At 73.1% G+C, this 23,259-nt stretch carries 22 protein-coding genes and 1 tRNA gene; 3 read left to right on the forward strand and 20 right to left on the reverse strand.

Annotated elements, in window-relative coordinates:
- Positions 1-38: 38 nt before the first annotated feature.
- A complete protein-coding gene (locus IE124_RS15005; RefSeq protein WP_189508249.1) occupies positions 39-1,730 on the forward strand; it encodes a bifunctional 3'-5' exonuclease/DNA polymerase in 1,692 nt (563 codons plus the stop codon).
- A gap of 118 nt (positions 1,731-1,848) precedes the next feature.
- On the opposite strand, the gene IE124_RS15010 is transcribed toward IE124_RS15005, so the two are convergent.
- Entirely contained in the window at positions 1,849-3,153 is a 1,305-nt protein-coding gene (locus tag IE124_RS15010; RefSeq protein ID WP_189508250.1) for a hypothetical protein, read from the reverse strand.
- Positions 3,154-3,220: 67 nt separating this feature from the next.
- Positions 3,221-3,730, reverse strand: a complete 510-nt coding sequence (locus tag IE124_RS15015; RefSeq protein ID WP_189508251.1) for a SigE family RNA polymerase sigma factor — start codon at positions 3,728-3,730, stop codon at positions 3,221-3,223.
- A 141-nt stretch (positions 3,731-3,871) separates the two neighbouring features.
- Here IE124_RS15015 and IE124_RS15020 point away from each other — a divergent pair, with 141 nt between their 5' ends.
- Positions 3,872-4,258 (forward strand): DUF6479 family protein, encoded by a 387-nt coding sequence (locus IE124_RS15020; protein ID WP_189508252.1) that lies wholly within the window; start codon positions 3,872-3,874, stop codon positions 4,256-4,258.
- Between the two features lie 29 nt (positions 4,259-4,287).
- A complete protein-coding gene (locus tag IE124_RS15025; protein ID WP_189508253.1) occupies positions 4,288-5,136 on the forward strand; it encodes a sigma factor-like helix-turn-helix DNA-binding protein in 849 nt (282 codons plus the stop codon).
- 24 nt (positions 5,137-5,160) lie between these two features.
- On the opposite strand, the gene IE124_RS15030 is transcribed toward IE124_RS15025, so the two are convergent.
- The 18 genes from IE124_RS15030 to IE124_RS15115 form a co-directional block, all read right to left on the reverse strand.
- Entirely contained in the window at positions 5,161-5,877 is a 717-nt protein-coding gene (locus tag IE124_RS15030; RefSeq protein WP_189508254.1) for a pyridoxamine 5'-phosphate oxidase family protein, read from the reverse strand.
- 47 nt (positions 5,878-5,924) lie between these two features.
- On the reverse strand, positions 5,925-6,608 hold the full coding sequence (locus tag IE124_RS15035) for a 4'-phosphopantetheinyl transferase family protein (RefSeq protein WP_229832476.1): 684 nt from the start codon (positions 6,606-6,608) through the stop codon (positions 5,925-5,927).
- Positions 6,609-6,647: 39 nt separating this feature from the next.
- Positions 6,648-7,943 (reverse strand): MFS transporter, encoded by a 1,296-nt coding sequence (locus tag IE124_RS15040; protein ID WP_189508255.1) that lies wholly within the window; start codon positions 7,941-7,943, stop codon positions 6,648-6,650.
- Between the two features lie 6 nt (positions 7,944-7,949).
- Positions 7,950-9,002 (reverse strand): polysaccharide deacetylase family protein, encoded by a 1,053-nt coding sequence (locus tag IE124_RS15045; protein WP_189508257.1) that lies wholly within the window; start codon positions 9,000-9,002, stop codon positions 7,950-7,952.
- Positions 9,002-10,372, reverse strand: coding sequence for a condensation domain-containing protein (locus IE124_RS15050; protein WP_189508258.1), 1,371 nt, complete (start codon positions 10,370-10,372; stop codon positions 9,002-9,004). Before IE124_RS15050 ends, IE124_RS15045 begins: the two co-directional genes overlap by 1 nt.
- 296 nt (positions 10,373-10,668) lie before the next feature.
- Positions 10,669-11,541 carry a hypothetical protein gene (locus tag IE124_RS15055; RefSeq protein ID WP_189508259.1) on the reverse strand — a complete coding sequence of 291 codons (873 nt, stop codon included), beginning with the start codon at positions 11,539-11,541 and terminating at the stop codon, positions 10,669-10,671.
- Positions 11,538-11,804, reverse strand: a complete 267-nt coding sequence (locus IE124_RS15060) for an acyl carrier protein (RefSeq protein WP_055642736.1) — start codon at positions 11,802-11,804, stop codon at positions 11,538-11,540. Before IE124_RS15060 ends, IE124_RS15055 begins: the two co-directional genes overlap by 4 nt.
- Complete coding sequence (locus IE124_RS15065; protein ID WP_189508261.1) at positions 11,804-12,784, reverse strand: 3-oxoacyl-[acyl-carrier-protein] synthase III C-terminal domain-containing protein; 981 nt, start codon at positions 12,782-12,784, stop codon at positions 11,804-11,806. The genes IE124_RS15060 and IE124_RS15065 overlap by 1 nt, the downstream gene beginning before the upstream one ends.
- Positions 12,784-13,608 carry a class I SAM-dependent methyltransferase gene (locus tag IE124_RS15070; RefSeq protein ID WP_189508263.1) on the reverse strand — a complete coding sequence of 275 codons (825 nt, stop codon included), beginning with the start codon at positions 13,606-13,608 and terminating at the stop codon, positions 12,784-12,786. Before IE124_RS15070 ends, IE124_RS15065 begins: the two co-directional genes overlap by 1 nt.
- A gap of 21 nt (positions 13,609-13,629) precedes the next feature.
- Positions 13,630-13,863: a phosphopantetheine-binding protein gene (locus IE124_RS15075; protein WP_024755837.1), complete on the reverse strand. Its 234-nt coding sequence runs from the start codon at positions 13,861-13,863 to the stop codon at positions 13,630-13,632.
- Positions 13,860-14,309, reverse strand: a complete 450-nt coding sequence (locus tag IE124_RS15080) for a holo-ACP synthase (RefSeq protein WP_189508264.1) — start codon at positions 14,307-14,309, stop codon at positions 13,860-13,862. Before IE124_RS15080 ends, IE124_RS15075 begins: the two co-directional genes overlap by 4 nt.
- Positions 14,306-15,208, reverse strand: coding sequence for a class-II aminoacyl-tRNA synthetase family protein (locus IE124_RS15085; RefSeq protein WP_189508266.1), 903 nt, complete (start codon positions 15,206-15,208; stop codon positions 14,306-14,308). The genes IE124_RS15080 and IE124_RS15085 overlap by 4 nt, the downstream gene beginning before the upstream one ends.
- A complete protein-coding gene (locus tag IE124_RS15090) occupies positions 15,205-16,077 on the reverse strand; it encodes a diiron oxygenase (RefSeq protein WP_189508267.1) in 873 nt (290 codons plus the stop codon). Before IE124_RS15090 ends, IE124_RS15085 begins: the two co-directional genes overlap by 4 nt.
- A 181-nt stretch (positions 16,078-16,258) precedes the next feature.
- Positions 16,259-16,906 carry a pyridoxamine 5'-phosphate oxidase family protein gene (locus tag IE124_RS15095; protein WP_189508269.1) on the reverse strand — a complete coding sequence of 216 codons (648 nt, stop codon included), beginning with the start codon at positions 16,904-16,906 and terminating at the stop codon, positions 16,259-16,261.
- Positions 16,903-17,931 carry a LuxR C-terminal-related transcriptional regulator gene (locus tag IE124_RS15100; RefSeq protein ID WP_189508517.1) on the reverse strand — a complete coding sequence of 343 codons (1,029 nt, stop codon included), beginning with the start codon at positions 17,929-17,931 and terminating at the stop codon, positions 16,903-16,905. The genes IE124_RS15095 and IE124_RS15100 overlap by 4 nt, the downstream gene beginning before the upstream one ends.
- 379 nt (positions 17,932-18,310) lie before the next feature.
- A complete protein-coding gene (locus tag IE124_RS15105) occupies positions 18,311-21,109 on the reverse strand; it encodes a BTAD domain-containing putative transcriptional regulator (RefSeq protein WP_189508271.1) in 2,799 nt (932 codons plus the stop codon).
- Positions 21,110-21,326: 217 nt separating this feature from the next.
- Positions 21,327-21,400 (reverse strand) — tRNA-Thr (locus tag IE124_RS15110).
- 85 nt (positions 21,401-21,485) lie between these two features.
- Complete coding sequence (locus tag IE124_RS15115; protein ID WP_189508273.1) at positions 21,486-23,045, reverse strand: alpha/beta hydrolase; 1,560 nt, start codon at positions 23,043-23,045, stop codon at positions 21,486-21,488.
- Between the last annotated feature and the right edge of the window lie 214 nt (positions 23,046-23,259).

Raw genomic sequence — 23,259 nt, forward strand, 5'->3', positions numbered from 1 at the left:
ACCCGGCGCTGTCAGTGGCGGGTGCCAGACTCGCACCCATGAGCGAGAGGTGGGCGCTGGCCGCCGAGGCCGAGGGGGACGGGGCGCTGCTCGTGCCCCTCGGGCAGGACGGGCTGCCCGCCGGGGAGGTGCGGCGCGAGCCGGACCTGGTGGCCGCCGTGCGCACCCACCCCGAGGTGGCCCGCTGGGTGTGGCGGTCGACGGCCGAGGTGTACCCCCGGCTGCTCGCCGCCGGCGTGCGAGTCGAGCGGTGCTACGACGTGGAGGACGCCGAGCAGCTCCTCCTCGGGCACGAGGGGCGGCTCGGCGAGCCCCGGTCCGCGGCGGCGGCCTGGGCGCGCCTGCGGAACGCCCCGGTGCCGCCCGACCCGCCGCAGCGCAGCGCCGAGCCCGGTTCGCAGGACTCGCTCTTCGAGCCGCGGCCCGTCGTCTCCGTGCCCTTCGAGGGCCTCCTCGCGGTCTACGCGGAGCAGCTGCGCCGCCACGACCGGACCGAGCACCCGGGCAGGATGCGGCTGCTCACGGCCGCCGAGTCGGCGGGGATGCTGGTCGCCGCAGAGATGCACCGTGCCGGGCTGCCGTGGCGGGCCGACGTGCACCGGGACCTGCTGCACGAGCTGCTCGGCGAGCGGTACGCGGGCGGGGGCGAGCCGCGCCGCCTCGCCGAGCTCGCGGACGAGGTCTCCGCGGCCTTCGGGCGCCGGGTGCGCCCGGATCTGCCCGCCGACGTGGTGAAGGCCTTCCAGCAGGCCGGCATCCGGCTGAAGTCGACCCGCCGCTGGGAGCTGGAGGAGGTCGACCACCCGGCGGTCCAGCCGCTGATCGCGTACAAGAAGCTGTACCGGATCTGGACGGCGCACGGCTGGTCGTGGCTGGCCGACTGGGTGCGGGACGGTCGCTTCCGGCCGGAGTACCTGCCGGGCGGCACGGTCAGCGGGCGCTGGACGACCAACGGCGGTGGGGCGCTGCAGATCCCGAAGGTGATCCGGCGGGCCGTGGTCGCCGACGAGGGCTGGCGGCTCGTCGTCGCGGACGCCGACCAGATGGAGCCGCGCGTCCTCGCCGCGATCTCCCGGGACCCGGGCCTGATGGAGGTCGCGGGGCACCCCGACGACCTGTACGCGCGCCTGTCGGACCGGGCCTTCTCCGGCGACCGCGACCACGCCAAGATCGCGCTGCTCGGCGCGATCTACGGGCAGACGAGCGGCGACGGCCTGAAGAACCTGGCGGCGCTGCGGCGCCGCTTCCCGCGCGCGGTGGCCTATGTGGACGACGCGGCCAAGGCGGGCGAGGAGGGGCGGCTCGTCCGGACCTGGCTCGGCAGGACCAGCCCGCGGGCGGTCGGCGCGGGCGACGACGAGGAGGCCGGGCTGCCCCAGGAGAGCGGCGAACCGGTGGCGTCGGAGGGCGAGTTCGTCCCTGGGTACGCCTCCGGGAACGCCCGGGCGCGGGGCCGGTTCACCCGTAACTTCGTCGTGCAGGGAAGCGCCGCCGACTGGGCGCTGCTGATGCTGGCGGCGCTGCGGCGCTCCCTCGGGGGGATGCGGGCGGAGCTGGTCTTCTTCCAGCACGACGAGGTGATCGTGCACTGCCCGGCGGAGGAGGCGGAGGCGGTCACGGCCGCGATCAGAGCGGCCGGGGACGAGGCGGGGCGGATCGCGTTCGGGGAGACGCCGGTGCGGTTCCCGTTCACGACGGCGACGGTCGAGCGGTACGCGGACGCCAAGTAGACAGAAGAGGACGGTACGCGGACGCCAAGTAGACAGAAGAGGAGGGGTGGCGGGCCGCCGCCCACCACCCCTCGCTCCCCCGTGCACTCCCCGGTGCACGCCCCCGTTGGTCCTGGTGTTAGTTCTTGGGCGCCTTCAGCCACTTCGGGCTCAGCGCGATCGTCTTGAGCTGCTCGATCGTCAGCGCGGGCTCGGCGCGCGTGGCGTCCTGGCGGTGCCCCCCTGCGTTGAGGGAGGAGACGACGACCCGGAAGCCGTCGGCCGTCATGGTGTCGACGGTCCACGAGACGACACCGGAGCCGCCCTTCTCGGCGGTCCCCTGGGTGACCTTCACCCTGCGGCCGTCGGGCAGGGTGGTGACGTCCCCGCTGCCGTAGAGCTGGTGGGCCACGTCGCCCATCCTCGGCTGGACGTTGATCTCGAAGAGGCTCTTGCCCTTGCCGTCGTCGACGACCAGGAAGCCGTAGCCGTAGTCCCCGTCCCTGTCCGTCACGCGCAGGCCCTTGGGCAGGAGCGAGCGCATGGTGGACTGGATCTCGGGGCCGCCGGTCTCCCCGGGCATCGCCCCCGCGGGGGTGTCCGTCTTCGGGAGCTTGGGCAGCTGCTTGAGCAGCGGGCGCCAGCCGTCGGCCGTGACGAGGGCCTTCAGCTGGGTCGCGGTGAAGGGCGGGTTCTCACGGGTGACCTCGGCGCCCTTCTGGGCGGGGGCGTTCCACTCGCTCGCGTCGACCAGGAAGCCGTCCTTGGTGAGCAGGACCGCCCGCCAGTTCTTGGTGTCCTCGCGCTTGTCGGGGTATTCGTACCCCTGGATGACCATGAGCCGGTCGCCGCCCGGCAGCGTGCCACTGGTGCACTTGTCGAAGGGGACGTGGACCTTGCTCGGGCACTCGACCTGGCCCGCGCCGGCCTCGCCGTCACCGCCCGCCGAGCGGTAGAGGCCGACGGAGACGGCGGCCTTGCCGCCACCGTCGTCGTAGATCCCGAGGGCCGACTGGCCCTTGCCCTCCGGGTTCTCGAACTGCCACTGCCCGGACGGGGTGTTGGCCTGGATGACGGCCGCGATGTCCTTGACCGGGATCTGCGCCTCGGCCGGACCCACGCCCTCGGCCGAGCCGACCTTGTCCCCCGGAGCGGGCTTGGGGGACCCGGCCACGCCGGCGGACGTCGACGCCCCGCCGGTGCCGAGCAGCGAGCCGCCGTACACGCCGCCGATGCCGACGGCGGCGAGCGCGAGGGCGCCGCCGGTCACCGCGAGGCGGCGGCGCACCAGGCGGCGCCGGCCGCGGGTGAGTCCGCCCGAGACGAGCTCGCGCCGTCCTTCGACGGAGAAGCCTTCGCCCGTGCTGCGCAGGACCGCGCCGAGCTCTTCCTCGAAGCCCTCGCGCGGGGCGTCGTCGTGCGGGGAACCTTCGTTCAGAGGCATGCCGAGATCACCGTCTCCGGTCCGTGGGTGAAAAGAAGTCTGATGGATGGGCCCTGCGGGGTGCAGGTCAGCGGGTGGCGAACTCGGCGATGCTGCCGCCGAGCCGTTGCCGCAGCTTGGCCAACGCCCTTACGGAGCGGGTGCGGACCGCCGCCGAGCTGACGTGCAGGGCGTCGGCGGTCTCCTCGATGCTGCGGTCCTCCCAGTACCGCAGCACCACGACCGCCCGGTCCTTGGGCGCGAGTCCGGCCAGCGCGTCGAGCAGCGCGATCCGGAGTGCCGGGTCCTCGCCGTTCTCGGGTGCGCGGTCGGGCAGCTCGCCGAGGGGGCGCTCGGTGGCGGAGCGGCGCCTCTGGTGGCTGAGGAACGTGCGGACGAGCACGGTCTGGGCGTACGCGGCGGGGTTGCCGATCCGTGCCATGCGGCCCCACATGGCGTACATCCGGCCGAGCGTCTCCTGTGTGAGGTCCTCGGCGAGATGGGTGTCGCCGCTGGTCAGCAGGCATGCGGACCGGAACAGGTGCCCCGTGCGTGCGGAGGCGAACTCCAGGAACTCGTCCGCGCGGGACTTTCTCATGCCCCTCCTTTCCCTCGCGGTCACGTGGCGTGGTCGCCGTACACCTCATTGACGCGACGAGGGCGCGGGAATGTTTCAGAAATCTTCGAAGGGTTCCCCGCCCGACGGGTCCGAAGAAGCGGAATCGGGTAATCCTGAAGTATGAACACTCTCAGCGCAGCAGAGGTCCTGGCCGCTGGGGTTTGGCAGTCAGGCCTCGGACAGGTACTCGGCGGGATCGTTCTCGTCGCCATACTCATCGGCGCGTTCTGGCTCGGCTACCGGATCCGTGACCGCGAATCCGACACGCCCAAGCCGGAGGAGCAGCCACACCGGCCGGAGACCGACCAGCTGCCCGGCGAGATGTCCGAATACCGCAGGCCCGAGGAGATGCCGCACACCGACGGTGAGCACCGCCTCATGCCGTACCAGCTCAAGAAGTCCGGCGGCACCGAGACCTCGACGGACCCGCCGAGCGAGGAGAAGCGCAAGTGGGGCGGCATCTCCAGCGGAGGCTTCGGCAGCGGAGGCACCGGACACGGCGACTGACGCCCCCACCCTCACGGAGGTCATCACCCGTGGATGACGACGACGCCCTCGCCGGCCGCTCCCGCCTGGAGGCCGTGGCGTACCGGATGCTCGGCTCGGCCGACGAGGCCGGCGAGGCGGTGGACGAGGCGCTGCGGGAGTCGGAGCGCCTAGCCACCGTCGGCGGACGGCCGCTCGACACGCTGGCCCGGATCTGTCTGGAGCGGCTCCGGGCCCGCGAGACCCACCGGACGGCCCCCTGGGACCCCTGGGATCCGTGGGACACCCCGGCGGAGCGGCCCGGGCCGGGCACCACCCCGACCGGCCCACCGGATCCCGCCCTCCTGGCGGCCCTGGAGGCGCTCACCCCGCCCGAGCGGCTCGCCTTCGTCCTCCACGACCTCTTCGACGTGCCGTACGAGGAGATCGCCCCGGTCCTGGAGCGCACCCCGGCCGCCGCCCGGCAGCTGGCCGCCCGGGCCCGGCACCGGGTGCGGGGCACGGAGGAGATGCCGGAACCCGACCCGGCGCGCCAGCGGGAGACCGTCGCCGCCTTCCTGGCGGCCGCGCGGGACGGGGACTCCGAGGCGCTGCTCGCGCTCCTCGACCCGGACGTGGCGCTGCGGGCCGACCCCACCGCCGTACGGGCCGGGATGCGGACCGCGCACGGGGCGGGGACGGTGGCCCTGGCCCTCGCCGGACCGATCCGGGAGGCCCGTCAGGCGCTGGTGGACGGGGCGGCGGGCCTGGTCCTGACACGCGGAGGACGGCCGGACACGGTCTTCGCCTTCACCGTGCTGGAGGGCCGGATCACCTCGGTGGACGTCCTCGCGGACGAGGGCCACCTCGGCCGCCTCACGGTGCGGCCCCTGACGGAGAACAGCAACACCGCCCCCTGAGCCCGGCCGGGCCTCCGGCCACGCTCACTCCCCCGGGATCTCTCCCAGCACCCGGCCCGCGCGCGAGGCGACGTGCGCCGGCGGGGCGAGGTCCTCGGGCAGGACGGGGTCGGTGACCGGCTCGCCGAAGGTGGTCACGACGGGCAGGACACCCGCCCACAGGCCGAGCGCCGCGTCCTCGGAGTCGCCGTCGTCCGGCGGGCCGCTGCGGGTCTTCACCGAGGCCTCGGTGAGGTCGAGCGCCAGGACGGAGGTCGCGGCGAGCTCCTTGCGGCTGGGCTGCCGCACGTACTCCCACTGACCCGGCGAGCTCTGCTCGGTGAGCGCCCGCAGCCCGCGCAGCTTCTCCTCCGGGTCCGTCACGATCCGCGGTATGCCGTAGACCATCGCACAGCGGTAGTTGACGCCGTGCTCGAAGACGGAGCGGGCGAGGACCAGCCCGTCGACATGGGTGACCGTGACGCAGACGGTGGTGTCGGGGGCCTGGACCAGGCTGCGGCTGGCGACCGAGCCGTGCAGGTAGAGGTGGTCGCCGTCCACGCCGTACGCGGTGGGCACGACCATCGTCGTCCCGTCGACCGGGACCCCGAGGTGGCACAGGAAGCCCGCCGCGAGCACGGCGTCCAGATCGGCCCGCCGGTGGCTGCCCTTCTCCCGCATGCGCCGCAGCCGGGTCCGCTCGGTGACGGCCAGGTCGCCGTCGCCCGTCGGGCCGGCGGTGGCTTCTGTGGTGGTGCTCATGATGCCCTCTCGTTCCGCGTACCGGTTGCTGCTGGTGTTCTACGGGCTCACAGCCCGTCACCGCCAGCGGCGCCCACCTGTCGGAACGTCCCGCCCTGGACGCGCCGTTCGGTCCAGGCGCAGCAGGCCGGGACCGCCTGCGCCTCGCGCGGGGCGCTCCAACTGACCTGCTCCCAGGCGCCCGTTCGCTGCCCGAGCGTCACCGGGACGGTCCAGGGGCGGCCCGCGAAGCCCGTGCCCACGGCCTTCACGCAGGCCTCCTGGACGGTGAAGATCCAGGCGAACTCCCTTCTGCGGCCTTCCTCGGGCAGGGCGGTCAGCGCCTCGGCGTCGCCGGGCGCGCAGCACAGCCGCAGCAGGCGGCCGCCGACGGCACGCGGGGTCTGGACGTCGACGCCGACGTCCCGGTCCCCGGCGACGGCGGCGGCGACCCAGCCCGAGGAGTGCGAGAGGCTCACGCCCAGGTCGGGCCGGTCGGGGAGGTACGGCCGGCCGCTCGGGAGCGCGGCGACCGGACCGCCCCGGAGGTCCTCGCCGATCTCCCGCAGCAGGGCCCGCAGGAGGGTGCGCGAGGCGGTGTGCTCCAGGGTGCGCCAGGGCGGGAGTCCCGCGGCGGTCGCCCGGTCCGGCGCGGCGACGGGCAGCTCGGCGAGGACCTCGTCGCCGCGGCGGACCAGGTAGTGCACGCCCTCCGTCGGCGACCGGGCGTCCGGCGCGGATCGTCCGCTCACGTCCCCCGCCGATCGTCCGGTGGCGCCGCCCGGGGCAGCTCAGACGCGGTCCGGGACACGTTCGAGGGTCCGTATCGGACGGGCGGCCAGGAGGGCGGTGGCGGTGAGGAAGGAGACCACCACGCCCACCAGGAGCACGGTGTCCGTGCCGAACGCGCCGACGGCGGGACCGGCCAGGGCGCTGCCGATGGGGTACATGCCGACGGAACCGGCGACCTCGTAGGCGTGGACGCGGTTCAGCACCTCGCCCGGCACCTGCGTCTGCACGCTGGTGGCCCACATGACGCCCCAGACGCCGATCCCGGCGCCGACGAGGACCTGGGCGACGGCGAGGAGCCAGACCGGCCAGTCGAGGACGATGCCGAGCGGGTAGATCGGGTACGCCATCATCGCCACGGCTCCGGCGGCGAGCGGCCGTTGGGGCTTGTAGCGGATCGCGAGGAGACCGCCGGCGACGGTGCCGGCGCCCAGCGCGGCGTTGATGAGACCGAAGGCGGACGCGCCGTGCTCGGGCACGAGGACGCCGGCGGCCACCGACAGCTGCGGCCCCCAGGAGAGCACCGCGTAGAACATCCAGACCAGGATGACCCCCCAGAGCCAGCTGCGGGAGGTGAACTCCTGCCAGCCGACGGCCAGGTTGCGCCACAGGCTCTGGCCGGCCGGCGGGGCGGGCACCACACCGAGGCGCAGCACGAACAGGCAGATCGCGCTGGTCCCGTAGGCGACGGCGGAGATCACCATCACCCAGCCGGTGGACCCGAAGCCGACCAGCGCGCCGGCCAGGGCCGGGCCGCCGAGGCCGGTGATCGCCTCGGAGGTGCGCAGCACGCCGTTGGCGCCCTGCACGTCCCGGGAGACCAGCGGGACCGTGGAGGAGGCGCCCGGCTGGAACAGCGCGTTCGCCGTGCCGGCGACCACCAGCAGCCCGTACAGCTGCCAGAGGTGGTCGATGCCGTGGATGAAGAGGAGGGCCAGCAGGACGTGGGCGGTGAGGTTGGCCAGGTCCGCGATGATCATCATGCGGCGGGCGGTGAACCGGTCGGCGAGGACCCCGCCGAACAGCACCAGGCCGGCGAACGGAGCGACCAGGAAGGCCATCGAGTACCCGGCGGTGTCCAGGCCGTACCCGCCGGCGAGCAGACCGGCCGAGACCGCGACCGGCAGCATGGCCCAGCTGAGCAGACCGGCGCTGCGGGCCGTGAAGTAGTACCGGAAGTTACGGGACCAGATCGCCGGCTCCCCGGAGGACGGCGAGCCGGGCGGGGCTCCGTCGGGCCCGTCCTTCGTCGGCGGGGGCGCATCCGCCGCGGTGTGCTCGGCGAGACGTTCTTCCATGGCTGTTCAACCCTTCGATCGTTGAGCGTGGTCTTCGAGTTCCGCGACCGTGACCGGCTCCAGGCCGCGTTCGAGCAGGCCCTCGACGATCGACGGAAGGGCCGCCACGGTCTGGGAGCGGTCGCCGGCGCCCTCGTGCATCAGCACCACCGAGCCCGGGCCCGCGGACTCCAGGACGGTCGCGGCGATCCGCTCCGGCCCCGGCCTCGCCCAGTCCCGGGTGTCCACGTCCCACATCGTCAGCCTCGTCGGATACCCCTCCAGCGCGGCCAGCACCTCGGGGCTCAGCGCCCCGTACGGCGGCCGGAAGCGGGTCGGGGCCTCCTCGCCCGTCACCTTGGCCACGGTCTCCGCCGTCCGGTCGAGCTGCTCGCGCAGCTGCTCCGGGGTGAGGTCGGGCAGGTAGGGGTGCGACCAGGAGTGGTTGCCCAGCTCGTGGCCGGCGGCGGCGGTCCGGCGTACGAGATCGGGCAGCGCCGCGACGTGGTGCCCGACGCAGAAGAACGTCGCCCGGGCTCCGTAGCGGTCCAGGATGTCCAGGACCTGCCGGGTGAAGACCGGATCGGGCCCGTCGTCGAAGGTGAGCGCGACCCGGGGGTCGTCCCGGCGGCCGCGCTCGAAGCAGCGCCCGCTCGCCGTCAGCTCGGCCACGATCGGCTCGCCGCGCTTCACCCCGGCGAAGTACTCCTCGGCACGGCCGGTCAGGGTGCCGCCCTCGGCCGTGACCCGGGCCAGCTCGCCGGGCGCGGTCCTGGCCCGCTCCGCCAGCAGCCCGGCCGGGACGGAGCCGAAGCCCGGCCGCGGCGGCAGCAGCCACGGATCCGCGCGGTAGACCTCCAGGCCGGCCGCCGTCATCGGCCCGTCGAGCAGGCCGTTGGTGCTCTCCAGGACCACGGCCGGAGGCCGCCCGCCGTCGAAGTCCCGCAGCCAGGCGATGAGTTCGCGACACTGGGCGCCGCTCCAGCGGCTCGGCTCCACGACCCGGCGCCCCTCGCCGTCCAGCACCTCGACCCGGTAGCCCTCGTCGGTCCAGGCGATTCCCGCGTACGTCTGCGTCATCAGTCCCCCAGCGCTATCGCCTCGGCGACGATCAGCCGCTCGACCCCGCGCAGGAACCGCTCCATGCCGTCGCGGTCGAGGACGGCCGGGTCGGCGGTCATGGCGAGGTCCAGGGCGCCCGGGGCGGTCAGCACGTCCACGGCCATCGAGACGTTCTTGCGGGGCAGGAACTCCGTCGGCCAGCTCAGCTCGGTCCGGCCGATCAGCTCGCTCAGCGGGGCCTTCGGCCGCTCGCCGCCGTCGAAGGGCCCGACGCCCGGGTCGCGGGTGTCGTTCCACCAGTACGAGTGGTCGGCGGCCTCGCCCTTCTCGACCAGCGGCGCCACCTCCCGGTCCAGCGCCCACTTGTCGTACGCGGCGTGGCGGAAGGCGCTGAAGGCGACGGACCGCGTCCGCCGCACCGCGTCCTCGAAGTCCCGGTCCGCGTCCGTCAGCCGGAAGAGGGCCTCCTGCGCGACCGTGCTGACCGCCGCTGCGGCGGCCGGCTGGAAGCGGTTGCCCACGACCACCTGGAAGAGCACGTCGCTGCTCCCCGACATCCTGGCCAGTTGGTGGGCGGCCGCACCGAGCAGCACCGCGGCGTCGCTCACCTCCAGCTCCGCCGCCACCCGCCCGACGGCGACCGCCAGCGCGGGCGAGCGCAGCAGCGCGTTCGGGAACATCCGGTTCGGGTCGTCCGCGAGCTCCGGCGCCGCGGGCTCCCGGAAGATCTGCCGGGGTCCCGCGGTCAGCTGCTCGCACCAGTAGCGGCGGGCCGCCTCGTCCCGGCGGCGGCCGAGCGGCGAGGCCTGGACCTCGGCGGCGTCCAGCGGCTGGAGCGAGGGGCGCGCCTGGCGCAGCGAGGCGGCGGTCTCCCCCGACTCGACCGACTCCAGGTCGCGAAGGAGCCGGCCGAGGCCCCAGTAGTCCATCCCGGTGTGCGCGCCGACCAGCACCAGCCGGTGGACCAGGCCCTCGCACTCGACCAGGCCGACCCGCAGGGGCCATTCCCGGGTGTGGTCGAAGGAACGCCCGGCGAGCTCCCCCTTCAGGGCGGCTCCGGTCTCGGCGGCCCGGTCGGCGGAGCACGTACGGGTCTCCACCGGAAGCTCGCCGCTGCCGTCCACGACCTGCCGCAGTCCGTCCTCGCCGTCCGGCAGGAAGCGGGTGTGCAGGCTGTCGTGGAGCAGGAGCAGCTCCGTCACGTCCGCGAGGACGCGGGACGCGGGGCGGGGCGGGGTGACGGGGAGGTCGACCGGCACGTTGTAGCGGGGCGCGTCGTCGCCGAGCCGGGTGACGACGCCCCAGATGGCCCGCTGCCCCCAGGTCGCCGGGCCGGTGCCGGCCCTCGCGGAGTCCAGCCTGATGGTCCGCGTCTCAGCCGTGGTCATCGTGTTCCACCTTCCCTTCGGTTCGGTTCGGTTGCCTTGCGCGATGTCTGTCGAAAGCCGTGCCGTACAGCCGGTGTCTGTCGAAAGCCGTGCCGTACGGCCGGTGTCTGTCGAAAGCCGTGCCGTACGGCCGGTGTCTGTCGAAAGCCGTGCCGTACGGCCGGTGTCTGTCGAAAGCCGTGCCGTACGGCCGGTGTCTGTCGAAAGCCGTGCCGTACGGGCGACCGGGGCGAGCCCGTCCACCACGGCGGGGGCGTGGTGGACGGGCTCTCCCCGAGGGCCGCGCGGGTGGGGTGTTATCCCTCGCCGCGGGCGAAGACCGCCACGTGGCTGCGGCCGGTGCGGGGGTCCGTGTCGCACAGGACGATCCGCCGGTGGCTCTCCCGCCACTCCTGCCAGTGGTCGGCCAGCGCCAGCCAGAGGCTGGTGCAGTAGCTGCCCGGGGCCACTCGGTGCGTCGCGGAGCGCTCCGGGAGGTCCTCGGTGACCCAGGGGCCGAGGACGAGGAGGGTGCCGTCCTCGCCGGGGCCCCGGCCCAGGGCGCCCGCGCCGAGCGCCTCCGCCGCCGAGGCGGCCGAGTGGGCCCGTACGAACCGCAGACCGTCCTCGTCACCGGCACCGGCACCGTCCCCGGCGCCGCCACCGTCATCGGCACCGGCACCCGCGCCGGCACCGAGGACCAGCGCCGCCGCCGAGTCGATCAGCGGGGTCTCCTGGACCAGCGGGAAGGACGTCGGCAGCGTGGTCTGTTCGAGCACCGCGATCACCACCTCCGCGGCCCGCCCCGAGCGGTGGTACGCCGAGGCGATCCGCAGCGCGGTGAAGGGCGCGGCCAGACCCTGCTGGCCGATCGCGAAGTTGGCCGCCCGGCCGCCGAGTCGACCGGTCATGTGCGGCGCGACGGCGGTGAACGGCACCACGTCCGGCAGAGCGTGGGTGACGATCAGCAGCTCCGGCCTGCTCCGGCCGACGCCCTCGTCGGCGACGAGCAGGTCCGCGAGGTCCCGGTGCTGGACGTGCGCGCCGCGGCTCAACAGCTCCTCGTCCGGCTTCTCGCCGAAGGGAGTGAGCAGGTCGCGGAAGTAGTCCAGCGCGTCCGGCCGGTCCTCGGGGGCCCGGCCCTCCGGCGAGCGCACCGCGGCGGCGGCCCGGACGGCGAGTCCGCTCATGACGTCCCCTCTGCTTCGCGGAGTGCGGCCTCGACGTAGTCGGCGAAGGACCGCATGGTCCGCAGGTGGTCGATGTCGAGCTCGTCCGGGTCGACCGCGATGCCGGTCGCCTCCTCGACGGTCATGAGGAGCCCCAGTACGGCGATGGATTCGAGCTGGAGCTCGTCGAAGAGCGCGGTCTCCTCGGTGAGCCCGCTGACCGGCCGCTCCAGGACCTCGCTGAGCGCCTTCTCGATGACGAGCAGGATCTCCTGACGCTCCATCACTCCTCGCCCCCCGCACGGTGGGTGATCACCATCGCGCCGAAGGTGGCGCCCAGACCGACGGAGACCAGCAGGTAGTGAGCGCCGTCCACGAGGCGGCCCTCGTCCCGCAGGGTCGTGTAGTTGACGAAGACGTCCGAGGCGAAGGTGTGGCTGTAGCGCGGGACGTTGTCCAGGAAGACCTTCTCCGGCGCCACCTCCAGCTCCTTGATGGTCTGCCGCCAGGCCAGCTTGTTGACGTTGTGCGGGATCACCAGGTCGACGTCGTCGAGCGTCAGCCCCGCCTCCGCCACGGCCTGGTGGATCACCTCGGCGATCCGGCTGCCGTACTGCTCCCCGAACTGCGTGTTCTGCTCGGCGGTCAGCTCCAGCCACTGGGCGTACTCGCCCAGGGTCCGGGTGGCGAAGGAGCGGACGACATCGCCCTCGCCGTCCAGCGTGATCAGGCAGGACGCGGCGGCGTCGGCCATGATCGAGGTGTTGGGGACGTGCTGGACGATCGGCGAGTACGCCTGCTCGCCGGTGACCATCAGGGCGTACGCGCCCTCGGCGCCCTCCGCCCGCAGCAGTTCGCCGAGGACCTCGATGGCGCCCAGGCTGCTGACACAGGCCTGGTGGCTGAGGCCGAAGGCCTCGGTGCCGGTGCCGGTGAGACCGAGGTCCTCGCCGACGGCCTGGGCGATGTCCACATCGGCCGGGGCCACGGCCTGGGTGGTGTGGGCGTAGGCCAGGTAGTCCACCCGGCCGCCCTCGGGGAGGGCGGCCAGGGCTCCGCGCGCGGCGGGCCGCAGCAGGTCGAGCAGCGGCAGCTCGGGGTCGAAGCGGAGGGTGTCCAGGCCGTAGAACTTCCGGAACACCCCCAGCTCCGCCCGGCGCAGACCGAGCCGCTCGCCCAGCTCCTCGATCCGTACGCTGCGCTCGGGCAGGTACGACTCGATCCGCTCCAGGGTGATCCGCCGGTCCGTGGTCGGCCGAGCCATCAGGCCGTCGCCATCTCGGCGCGGATCAGCCACAGCCGGTTGGCGCCCCGGCGGTCCCTCGGCTGGACGTCGTACGGCCAGCGGCCCTCGCCGGCGCCGGGCTGGCCGGGCTCGCGCAGGTCGGTGGTCTTCCAGCCGTTCGCCGTCAGGAACTCCTCGGGCTCGTCCGTGCCGAAGATCCACGGCGTGCCGTCGGCGGCGAGGGTGTCCAGCCAGCGCTTCGAGAAGGGGCTGCGCAGCAGGGCGCGGCCGAGGATGTCGAATGCCAGGTGGCTGCCGGGCGCCGAGGCGGAGGCGAGCAGCTGGAGCAGTCCGGCGGCCTGCTCCTCGGTGAGGAAGAAGGTCAGCGCCTCCGCGACCCACAGGGTCGGGCGGGTGCGGTCGAAGCCGGCGGCCTCCAGGTCGGGCATCCACTCCTGGGTGAGGTCGGCGGAGACCTCACGCCTGTCGACGCGCGGCTCGGCCCCGAGGGCGTCGAGGCGGCGACGCTTCTCCGCGATCAGGAGGGCGTGGTCGACCTCGAAGACCCGGGTGGCCTCCGGCCAGTCGAGGCGGAACGCCCGGGTGTCCATGCCCGCCGCGATCAGCACGACCTGCTGGATGCCGCCCTCGGCGAGGACGTCCTTGATGGCGTCGTCCAGGAACCGGGTCCGGATGGAGATGAAGGGCAGCAGGCCGCCGCCGTCGTAGCGCTCGATCAGCTCGAAGCCGCGGGGCGCGGCGAGGTCCTTGGCCAGCGGGTCGACGAAGAGCGCGTCCTCCCGCTCGGACTCGATGGAGCGGGCGGCGGCCATCCACTGCGCGGTGTACGAGACTGCATCCATGGTGAAGATCCCTCCTCGGGATCAGGCGAAGAACGCCTTCTCGATGGTCGCGAGGGTCTGGAAGTCCTCGATGTCGATGTTGTCGAAGTCGATCTCGACGCCCGCGGCGTCCTCGATCGTGTAGACGAGCTCGACGAAGGCGAGCGAGTCGACGAGACGGCTCTCGATGAGGTCGACGTCGGCGGCGAGCTCGGTGCGCTCGGGGTGACGGCCGAGGATCCAGTCCCGGACCTTGTCGATACCTGCGGAACTCATGGCATTCCCTTCGGAGTCGCTGACTGCTGAGAGTGGGGGTGGTCGGGAGAAGTGGCGGGAAGGGCGGAGGAAGAGGTCGCGACCGCGATCGCGAAGCCGGCGTCGTGGCTGATGCTCACGTCGATCGGGCCGAGCCCGGCGTCGCGGGCCAGCTCGGCCGCTCTGCCGGAGAGCCGGATCCCGGGCCGCCCTCCGGGACCGCGCAGGACCTCGATGCCCTGCCAGGGGACGGGCCTTCCGACGGCGCCGAGGAGCTTGAAGACGGCCTCCTTGGCGGCCAGCCGGCCGGCGATCCTGGCCTGGTCGGGTGCGCCGTCCGGGGTCCGGGAGACGGTCAGTTCCTCTGCGGAGAGGTACTTCCTGAGCAGCGGCCCGATCCCGGGATCGAGGAGTTCGCCGACCCGCGAGATCGGCACGAGGTCGACGCCGATCAGGGGCAGGCTCACGACGGAACGGCTGCGGGGGCTGCTGCCACCGGGGCTGCCGCCGCTGCTGCCGCTGCTGCGGGCGCTGCTGCGGGCTCTGCTGCGCGTACGGCGGTCAGCGCGGCGTCGAGGTCCTCGCCGAAGTGCTCGGTCAGAACGGCGATCCAGCGTTCGAGCCCGAAGGCCACGCAGGAGGTGTAGGCGTGCTCGCCGGACTCCAGCCGGATGCCGCACCGCTCGCCGAAGAAGTTGCGGTGGGTGTTGACGGAGGCGATGGCCAGGTCGCCGTACTGGAACTCGTACTTGACCGGGCTGAGCTTCTGCAGCAGCGCGCGGCCGTTGTCGTTCTTGAAGAACGGGTCGCCGGCCGGCACCTTGCCCAGGTCGATCCCGAGCGTGCCGGCGAAGGACCGGATCCGCTCGGTGAAGCGGGCCAGCACCTGCTGGGTGTGCTCGAAGCTGCCGATGGCGACGATCTCGCGCATCTGGAAGCTGGCGAGGCGGCGCAGGCCGCCGTAGTGGTCCTCGTTGCGGAAGCAGCGGTTGACCAGGGTCACCAGGGTGTCGTCGGCGACCTGGTGACCCTCGTGGAAGAGGTAGGCGCCGTAGCAGGTGGCGTGCGGCAGCCCGTACCGCGCCTCGGTCACCGCGCCGGGCCCGAACCGACCGTCCACCGGCTTGAACTGATCTCTGGTCAGGTCGAGCGAGCCCGCCACCCAGGCGAGCTGGGGGAAGTTGGTGTAGACGTCGAACTTCTCCAGGTCGGTCACCGGGAAGAGCGGCGGGGCGCTGATCTCCTCGGCGCCGTCCTCGGTGCCCCACCCGGTGAAGACCCGGTCCAGCTCCTTGACGAGCCGGGTGGCCGGCGGCCCGAGGATGGCGAGTGCGGGCGCGCCGTCACTCCCGGTCAGGCGGTTCATCGGATGAGTCCCGTCTTCTCGAGGTACTTGGCGGTCTTGCGGAAGGTGCGCTGCTCGGCCTCGGCACGGGCCGGCGACTCCATGAGGGACCGACGCAGCTCGTGCGGGTTCTCCAGGCCGGCGTCGCGGTAGACCTGCGGGTGGTAGAGCGAGTCGAAGCTGTGCTTCAGGTAGCGGCGCAGGTAGGCGGAGATCTCGTCCAGCTCCTGCTCGGTGGCCGTCTCCTTGAGGTCCTGGTGGAGCAGGCCGACCAGTTCGCGGCCGAAGGCGATGTGCCGCGACTCGTCCTGGTGGTGGATCCGGTTGATGCCGCGGATGGTCTCGTGCAGGCGCTCGTCCTCGGCCATCAGCGAGTTGAAGTGGTCGACCAGCTCCTCGAAGATCAGGATGCGGGTGAACACCAGCAGGCTCTGGACCTTGGCCGAGGAGCCGGCCACCTCGGCGCCGCCGGCCGGCTGCTTGTAGATCTTCTTGCCGTAGCGCAGGCAGAATTCGGCAAAGAACCACATGTGCTCGTTCTCCTCACCGATGAAATGGTGGAAGAACTCCGAAGGCGTTTCAAAACCGGCGGTGTGAATCCGGGCGACCACCTCGATGAGCAGTTCCCGGATACCGTGCACATTGAGGCTGTAGAAATTGATGCTCTCGTGCTTGGAAAGCGTGTGAAGCTGCTGCGGACTGAGCTTCTCGGCCCATTCCGTCCCGTACGTGGTGGTGAGCTCGGGGCTCATCCACCACATGTCCTCGGGCAGTCGGTCCGGCCACTCGAACAGCCGGTACGGGTTGTAGTAGTCGTCGATCGACTTCGTGGCGAGCCGGTCCAGGATTCCCCGGAACCGATCGTTTCGGTCGATCACTTCGCTGACCATCGCGCGATGTCTCCGTCCGCTTCGAGGGCTCTTCGCTGAATCCAGAATGGATTCCGACTCGAGGTTCTCTCAAGGACCGGAACCGGCTGCCGAATTCGGTCAGCGGATGGTGTGGCCAGCCGGCGGAACGCTGCCCGGACCGGTCGGCAGGGCGCTCCCCGGACCGGTCGGCAGGGCGCTCTCAGGGCCGGTCGGACAGTTCCGCGCGCAGGGCGGCGTTCTCCTGCTCCAGGCGGGCGAGACGGTCCAGGACCGGCGCCATGGCGTCGGAGACCTCGGCCCGGGTGAACCGGGGCGTGATGTGGTTGGGGCAGTTCCAGGCGAAGGCCTCGACCCGGATGGTGACGAGCTGCTCGACCGTGCCCTCGGTACGGTGCGCGCCCAGCCGCTCGACGAGCTCGGCGGCCACGCCGCCCTGTCCGACGGCCTCGTCGACCGACACGGCGGTGGCGCGGCCGAAGAGCTTCAGGCGGGTCTGGCGGGCGTGGTCGATGAAGAAGAGCGCGATCCGGTCGTTGCCCCGGACGTTGCCGGTGGTGATGTACTGCCGGTTTCCCCGGACGTCCAGATAGCCGAGGGTGTGCTCGTCCAGGACGTGGACGAACCCCGGCGGGCCGCCCCGGAACTGGATGTACGGCCATCCGGTCTCGCCGACGCTCGCGAACAGGAAGCCGTCGAGGCCCTGGATGAAGGACGCCGCCGCCGCGGTGAGCGGCTCGGCCTCCCCTGCCGGCTCCCGCAGCCGGCGGTCGGTCGCCGTGGCGCTGCCCATCTCCTCCTGGACCCTGCGCACCGACGAGGTGTACGCGAGCCGGTCGTAGCGGCTCATGCGGCACCCCGCAGGGCCGTGTCGACCAGACCGGTCCGGGCGGCGAGCACACCGGCCTGGAAGCGGCTGGAGGCCGACAGGTCCTGCATGATCGTGGCCACATGGCGGCGGAGGGTCCGCTCGGACATGCCCACGCGGCGCGCGATCACCTCGTCCTTGGCGCCGGAGGCCAGCAGGTCGAGCAGGGTCGCCTTCAGGTCCCCCATCGTCCCCGCGTAGCCGGCCGCGCCGGAGTCGAAGTCGAACGCGGACTCCCAGACCCGGGCGTGCAGCCCGGCCAGGAAGGCCGCGACCGCCCCGTCGTAGACGACGGCGATGGCCTCGCCCTCGCCGGCCGGAATGAAGGCCGTCCTCCGGTCGAAAACCAGGAAGCGGTCGCGCACCTCGTTGGTGGTGCGCACCTGCCCACCCGCGGGGAGGAGTTCGCCGAGGTGCGCGCGGGTGTCGGAGTCGCCGCGGGCGGTGTGGGGGTAGAGGATCCGGCCCTGCGCACCGCGCCGGACCGCCTCCAGGACGAGCGGCCGGGCCAGCCGCAGTTCGCTGGTCTCGCGGGCCACGCAGGGCTGCATCACGAGGACCTCGGTGGTGCAGCCCTGGGCGGCCTCCAGGAGGCGCAGTTCGATCTCCTCGCGGTCCTCGGTGATCACCACCGGTTCCGCCCGGCTCCTGGACTGCTTCTCGAAGGCCGACACGAAGGAGCTCAACTGCCCCTTGAAGCCTTCGAGTCGGTGGCGGCTGTCGAGGATCTCCCGCTCCAGGGGGACCAGCAGCTCCATCTGGGCGGCCTCGGGACTGACCGCGACGAAGCGGTCCGCTCCGCCTTCCGCCGGCTTGACCAGACGCAGCTCACGCAGCACGCCGACCGCCTGCTCGGCGCGCTGCCGGGGGACGCCCAGCTCCTCGGCGATCCCGGCCGGGCTGAAGTCGGCACGTGCGAGGGTGCGTTCGTAGAACGCGACCACGAACTCGTTCACCTCGGCTGTGCGCCGGGCTTCCTGACGTGAGGTCTGTGCCGGGGATTCCATCGTCACCTTTCTGATCGCGCGGTGGTGCGGGTCTGTGGGCATGACCGAAGGAGAGGGTCCCGGAACGCGCTCGGCACGGGGTGGCCGCGAAGGCCAACGTGAGCTGTGGCAACGCGTCACCTCATGTATCGGCACGGGGAACGGCCTTCCGGTGCGGCCACCGTACGATTCCGGGCTGGGCGGGCTCCTACAGCGGGACCAGAGGACCGGAAGCCCCCGGAGCACCGCCCGCACCGCCCCTGACCTACGGTTCTGCCGGTAGCCGCAGAACGGCCCGCGGGGACCGGCAGAACCGGGGCAACTGCCGGAGTAATGGTCCTGCCGCCGGAGGCGGCCCGACCGCCCGACCGCCCGGGCCTCGGGCGCGGGACAGCGACCCTCAGCAGGTCAGCCCCACGTCGCGGACGTCGCCGAGGTCACCGACCTCACCTGCGTCGCCCCTGGCGGGCTCCAGCCCGCTGCCGCGCCGGGTGAGTCGCCGCGCCTGGGAACGGTGGTCGCAGGCCGGCCTCATGCCGCCGCCCTCCTGGTACGCGGCGCGGATGCGGCGCAGCGCGAGGTCCTGTCCCTCGTCCCAGTCGGCCAGCCGCGCGAGTTCCAGGGCGCTGCCGAAGAGCTCCAGCGCCTGTGCGGTGTTGGCCAGGACCCAGTGGCATTCGGCGCGCCGCAGCTGCGCGGCGGCCTGGGCCCGCAGCTCGCCCTCGGCGACGGCGGCGAACAGGCTGGCGGTCGCGACCTTGAGGCAGTCGCCGGTGTACATCCCCACCGAGAGGTAGTCGTGCAGGCTCTCCGCCAGCCGCCAGGCGAGGGAGGTGAAGCCGGCGCCGGAGGCCTGCAGGACGGCGCCCGCCAGGTTCTCCCGCTCGCTGTCCAGCCACTCCGAGGCCTCGCGCCGCCCTGCGAAGACGGGCGTGGACGAGGGAGCGGCCCCGCCGGACGGCTCCACCCCCGCCCCGGGATAGAGCAGCCGGGCGGCCGCGTCGGTGTGGTGGAGGTACCAGTCGAAGATCCGCCGCCGGGCGGCGTGCGCCTCCTCGCGGCTGACGAGCTCGCGGCCGTACGAGCGGAGCAGGTCGTGCATGCCGAAGCGGCCGGCGGCCCGTTCGCGTACGAGGTGGGCGTTCGTCAGGCTCACGAGGAGGCGGGCCGCTTCGGCCGGGGCGGAGTCCGCGAGCGCCGCGGCGCCGGCGGCGGTGACGTCGGGACCGGGGACGAGGCTGAGGAGCCGGAACATCCGCTGGGCCGCGGCGGGGAGGGCGCGGTAGGAGAGGTCGAAGGCGGCGCGCACGGTGGAGCGCCGGTCTCCTTCGATGCGCAGCCGGCTGAGCATGTCGTCGCCGGCCAACTCGGCGCAGTAGTCGGCGATGCCGGCGTCGCGGGCGAGGAGGTTGGCGCCGGCGATCCTGATGGCGAGCGGCAGGCCTCCGCAGAGCCGCACGAGTCTGCGGGCCGCTTCCTCCTCGGCGGCGACCCGGCTCTCGCCGATGGTGCCGCCGAGGAGCTGGCGGGCCTCGTCCGGGTCGAGCACGTCCAGGACGAGCTGGCGGGCGCCGTCGCTCGCGACGAGCCCCGCGAGCCGGCTGCGGCTGGTGATCACCACGGCGCAGCCCTGGGCGCCGGGGATGAGGGGCCTGACCTGTTCGGCGTCGCGGGCGTTGTCCAGCACGATCAGCATCTGCTTGTCGGCGAGCAGCGTGCGGTACAGCGCGGCGGCCTCGTCCTCGTCGGCGGGCAGCTGGTCGGGCGGGGCGCCGAGGGCGCGGAGGAACTGTGCGAGGACGTCGCCGGGGCGGAGGGTCGGGAGCGGCGAGTGGCCGCGCAGGTCGACGAAGAGCTGCCCGTCCGCGAAGTGCTCGCGCCGGGCGTGGGCCCAGTGCTTGGCGAGGGCGGTCTTGCCGACGCCGGGGGCGCCGACCACGGCGACGAGGTGCGAGCGCCGTGCGGGGTCGGGCGAGACGAGGGCGTCGAGCTCCCGCATCTGCCGCCGCCGTCCGACGTACGAGCCGGCGCTGGCGGGGAGTTGGGCGGGAAGCGGCCCGCTGGGAGCGGTACGGCCGGTGGCCACCGCGCGACCGGCGGGCCCGGGGCTCTCGGGGGACGCGGGCTGCTCGACCCGTCTTTGCGCGAGGGGAAGCTGCTGGCGCAGCACTCGCAGATGGGCGTCGCGGACCTCCGCGCTGGGGGCGATGCCGAGCTCCTCGTCGAGGCGGTCGCGCAGCCGGTTGTGGACGTTGAGGGCGGCGGCCTGTTCCCCGCAGCTGGCGAGGGCGAGGATCAGCCGGGCGTGCAGGCCCTCGTGCAGGGGCTCGGTGTTCACCATGTCCCAGAGCACGGGGACGGCCTCCTCGGGCCGGCCGAGGAGCAGTGCGGTGTCGGCGTGCAGCAGCACGGCCTTGACCCGTCGTTCGTTGGCGACCACGGCGGCGGGATGCTGGCGCAGCACCGGGTCGCCGTCGGCGAGCACGGGGCCGCGCCACCACTGGAGGGCCCGCGCCAGGGCCTCGTACGCGGCGCGCGGGTCGGGCGCGCGGTGCAGGCGCTCGGCCTCGGCAAGGAGGTCGTCGAAGTGGCCGAGGTCGATCTGGTTCCGGGGGGCCTCCAGCAGGTAGCCGATGGGCGTCCGGACGACGGTCGGGGGCGGGACGGTCCGCAGGGCGCCCTGTTCGAGGAGCCGGCGGACCTGGCTGACGTAGGTGTGGACGAGGCTCTGGTGGGAGCTGGGCGGCCCGGACGGCCAGAGCGTGTCGGTGATCTCCTGCTGCGTGGCGGGCTCGGGGTGCTTGAGCGCGAGGAGCCCGAGCAGCCGGCGCAGCATCGGGCTGGTGACGGGGACGGGGGTCCGGCCGCTCTGGAGGGAGAGCGGACCGAGGATCAGCAGGCGCGGCCGCCCGGCGTCGCGCGGGGGCCCGGTACCGGCGGTGGCCAGCAGGTCGGCCAGCTCGCCGTTGCTCAGCCCCAGCGCCTGGGCCAGTCGCTGGAGGGTCCGCGACTGGGGCCGCCGGACCCGGCCGCGCTCGATGTCCCGCAGCGCCCTGGTACTGATCCCGGCCCGCGCCGCCGCCACCTCCTGGCTCAGCCCGGCCCGCCCGCGTAACTCCTGGAGCCGCGCCCCGAACGCCCCGGCCTCGCCTGCCGGACCTCCCCGGGAAAGCCCCGTGGCCGCCGTCCTCTCTGACATGGCATCCCCCTCATCCGATGACCGCGACGTGTCGATCAAGACCGGCGGTGGCATTGCGGGCTGTGCATGGCCGACTCCGCGGAGGCTTCGTCAATCGATCAGTTTGGACTAGACCAATGAGCCAAGCAAGGGGCCCTGACACCCGCCCGGGGGCCGCAGCCGCACCCGGGCATGAAAAAACCCCAGGTCACGGCGAGTGAGTCCTGGGGTAATTCCGAGCCGCCTTCGGGATTCGAACCCGAGACCTACGCATTACGAGTGCGTTGCTCTGGCCAGCTGAGCTAAGGCGGCTTGCCGTGCAGACCCATGTTGGGTGCAGCAGCGCGGCCAAGTCTACACAGTTTCCGGGGGTGCTCCGACCACCCCCGGATCACGGCTATGAGCAGCGCTTTCCGTCCTGTGGAGGGGTGCCTTCCAGGAGGTAGGCGTTGATGGCCGTGTCGACGCAGTCGCTGCCCCGGCCGTAGGCGGTGTGGCCGTCGCCCTCGTAGGTCAGGAGGGTGCCCGAGGAGAGCTGGGCGGCCAGGGACCTGGCCCACTTGTACGGGGTGGCCGGGTCGCGGGTGGTGCCGACGACGAGGATCGGCGCGGCGCCCTCGGCGGTGATGCGGTGGGGGCTGCCCGTGGGCCGCATGGGCCAGTAGGTGCAGTTGAGGGCCGCCCAGGCGAGGCCCTCGCCGAAGACCGGGGAGGCCTTCTCGAAGGACGGCACCGCCTTCTCGGCATCGGCGGGACCCGTGTAGGCGGCCGGCAGGTCGAGGCAGTTCACGGCGGCGTTGGCGTACATCAGGTTGGCGTACGTGCCGTCCGCCTCCCGCTCGTAGTAGCTGTCGGCCAGGGCCAGCAGCCCCGAGCCCTCGCCGCCGATCGCCCTGGTGAGCGCCTCCCGCAGCTGGGGCCAGGCGCCCTCGTCGTACATCGCCGCGATCACGCCCGTCGTCGCGAGCGACTCGCCGAGCTCGCGGCTCTCCCCCGTCGGCACCGGCTTCGCGTCGACGTCACGGAAGAACGCCCTCAGCGCCTCCCCGGCCGCCGCGGCCGACTCCGTACCCAGCGGGCAGTCCTCCTTGCGGACGCAGTCGGCGGCGAAGGCGCGGAAGGCGGTCTCGAAGCCGGCCGTCTGGTCACGGTTGAGGTCGAGCGCGGACAGGGACGGGTCCATCGCCCCGTCGAGGACCAGCCGGCCCACCCTGTCGGGGAACAGCTCGGCGTACGTGGCACCCAGGAAGGTGCCGTACGAGGCCCCGACGTACGTGAGCTTCTCGTCGCCGAGCACCGCGCGCAGGATGTCCATGTCCCGGGCGGTCTCGACGGTGGAGACGTGTGGCAGGACCTTCCCCGAGCGCTTCTGGCACCCCGCCGCGAACTCCTTGAAGGCCGCGCTCAGCGCGTTGGTCTCCGCCACCGTGTCGGGGGTCTGGTCCACCTGCGTGTACGCGTCCATCCGCGGGCCCGTCAGGCACTCGACCGGCGCGCTGCGGGCGACCCCGCGCGGGTCGACGGCCACCATGTCGTAGCGGGCGCGGACGGCGGCGGGGTAGCCGATGCCCGCGTACCCCTGGAGGTAGCCGACGGCCGAGCCGCCGGGCCCGCCCGGGTTGACCAGGAGCGAGCCGAGCCGCTTGCCCGGGCCCGTGGCCCTGATCCGCGAGACCGCCAGCTCGACGTCACCGCCGTCCGGCTTCGCGTAGTCGAGCGGGGCCAGCAGCGTCGCGCACTGGAAGCCCGTGACCCCGCAGTCCCGCCACTTCGGCTTCTGCCCGTAGTACTTCTCCAGCGCCTCACTGTCGGGCGCGGCGGACGCGGACGCGCGGGCGGCGGCCTCCGTCGTCGTCCGGGACGCTGCGGCGTCGCTTCCGCCCGTGCAGCCGGAGAGGATCAGCCCGGCGGCCGCGAGGGCCGTGGCGGACGTACGGAGCAAACGCCTGGAGTCCATTCCCGGAGCGTATCCGGACGGGTACGCACCGTGTCCAATCGCGCCGGGGCCTTAGGTCCTGTCGTCGAACTCCCGTCGTCCGCCCGAAGGGCGGGCTCTGCCGCCTCAGGTGCGTGCTCTCGGCGTGCCGGGCGCGGGCCCGCGTACTGGATGTACGCGGGTCTGCGCCCGGTGCGGCGAGAGTGCGTGCATGGCGTCGCAGAGCAGGCGGGAG

It is taken from the genome of Streptomyces narbonensis (assembly GCF_014649015.1).
Classification (GTDB): Bacteria; Actinomycetota; Actinomycetes; order Streptomycetales; family Streptomycetaceae; genus Streptomyces; species Streptomyces narbonensis.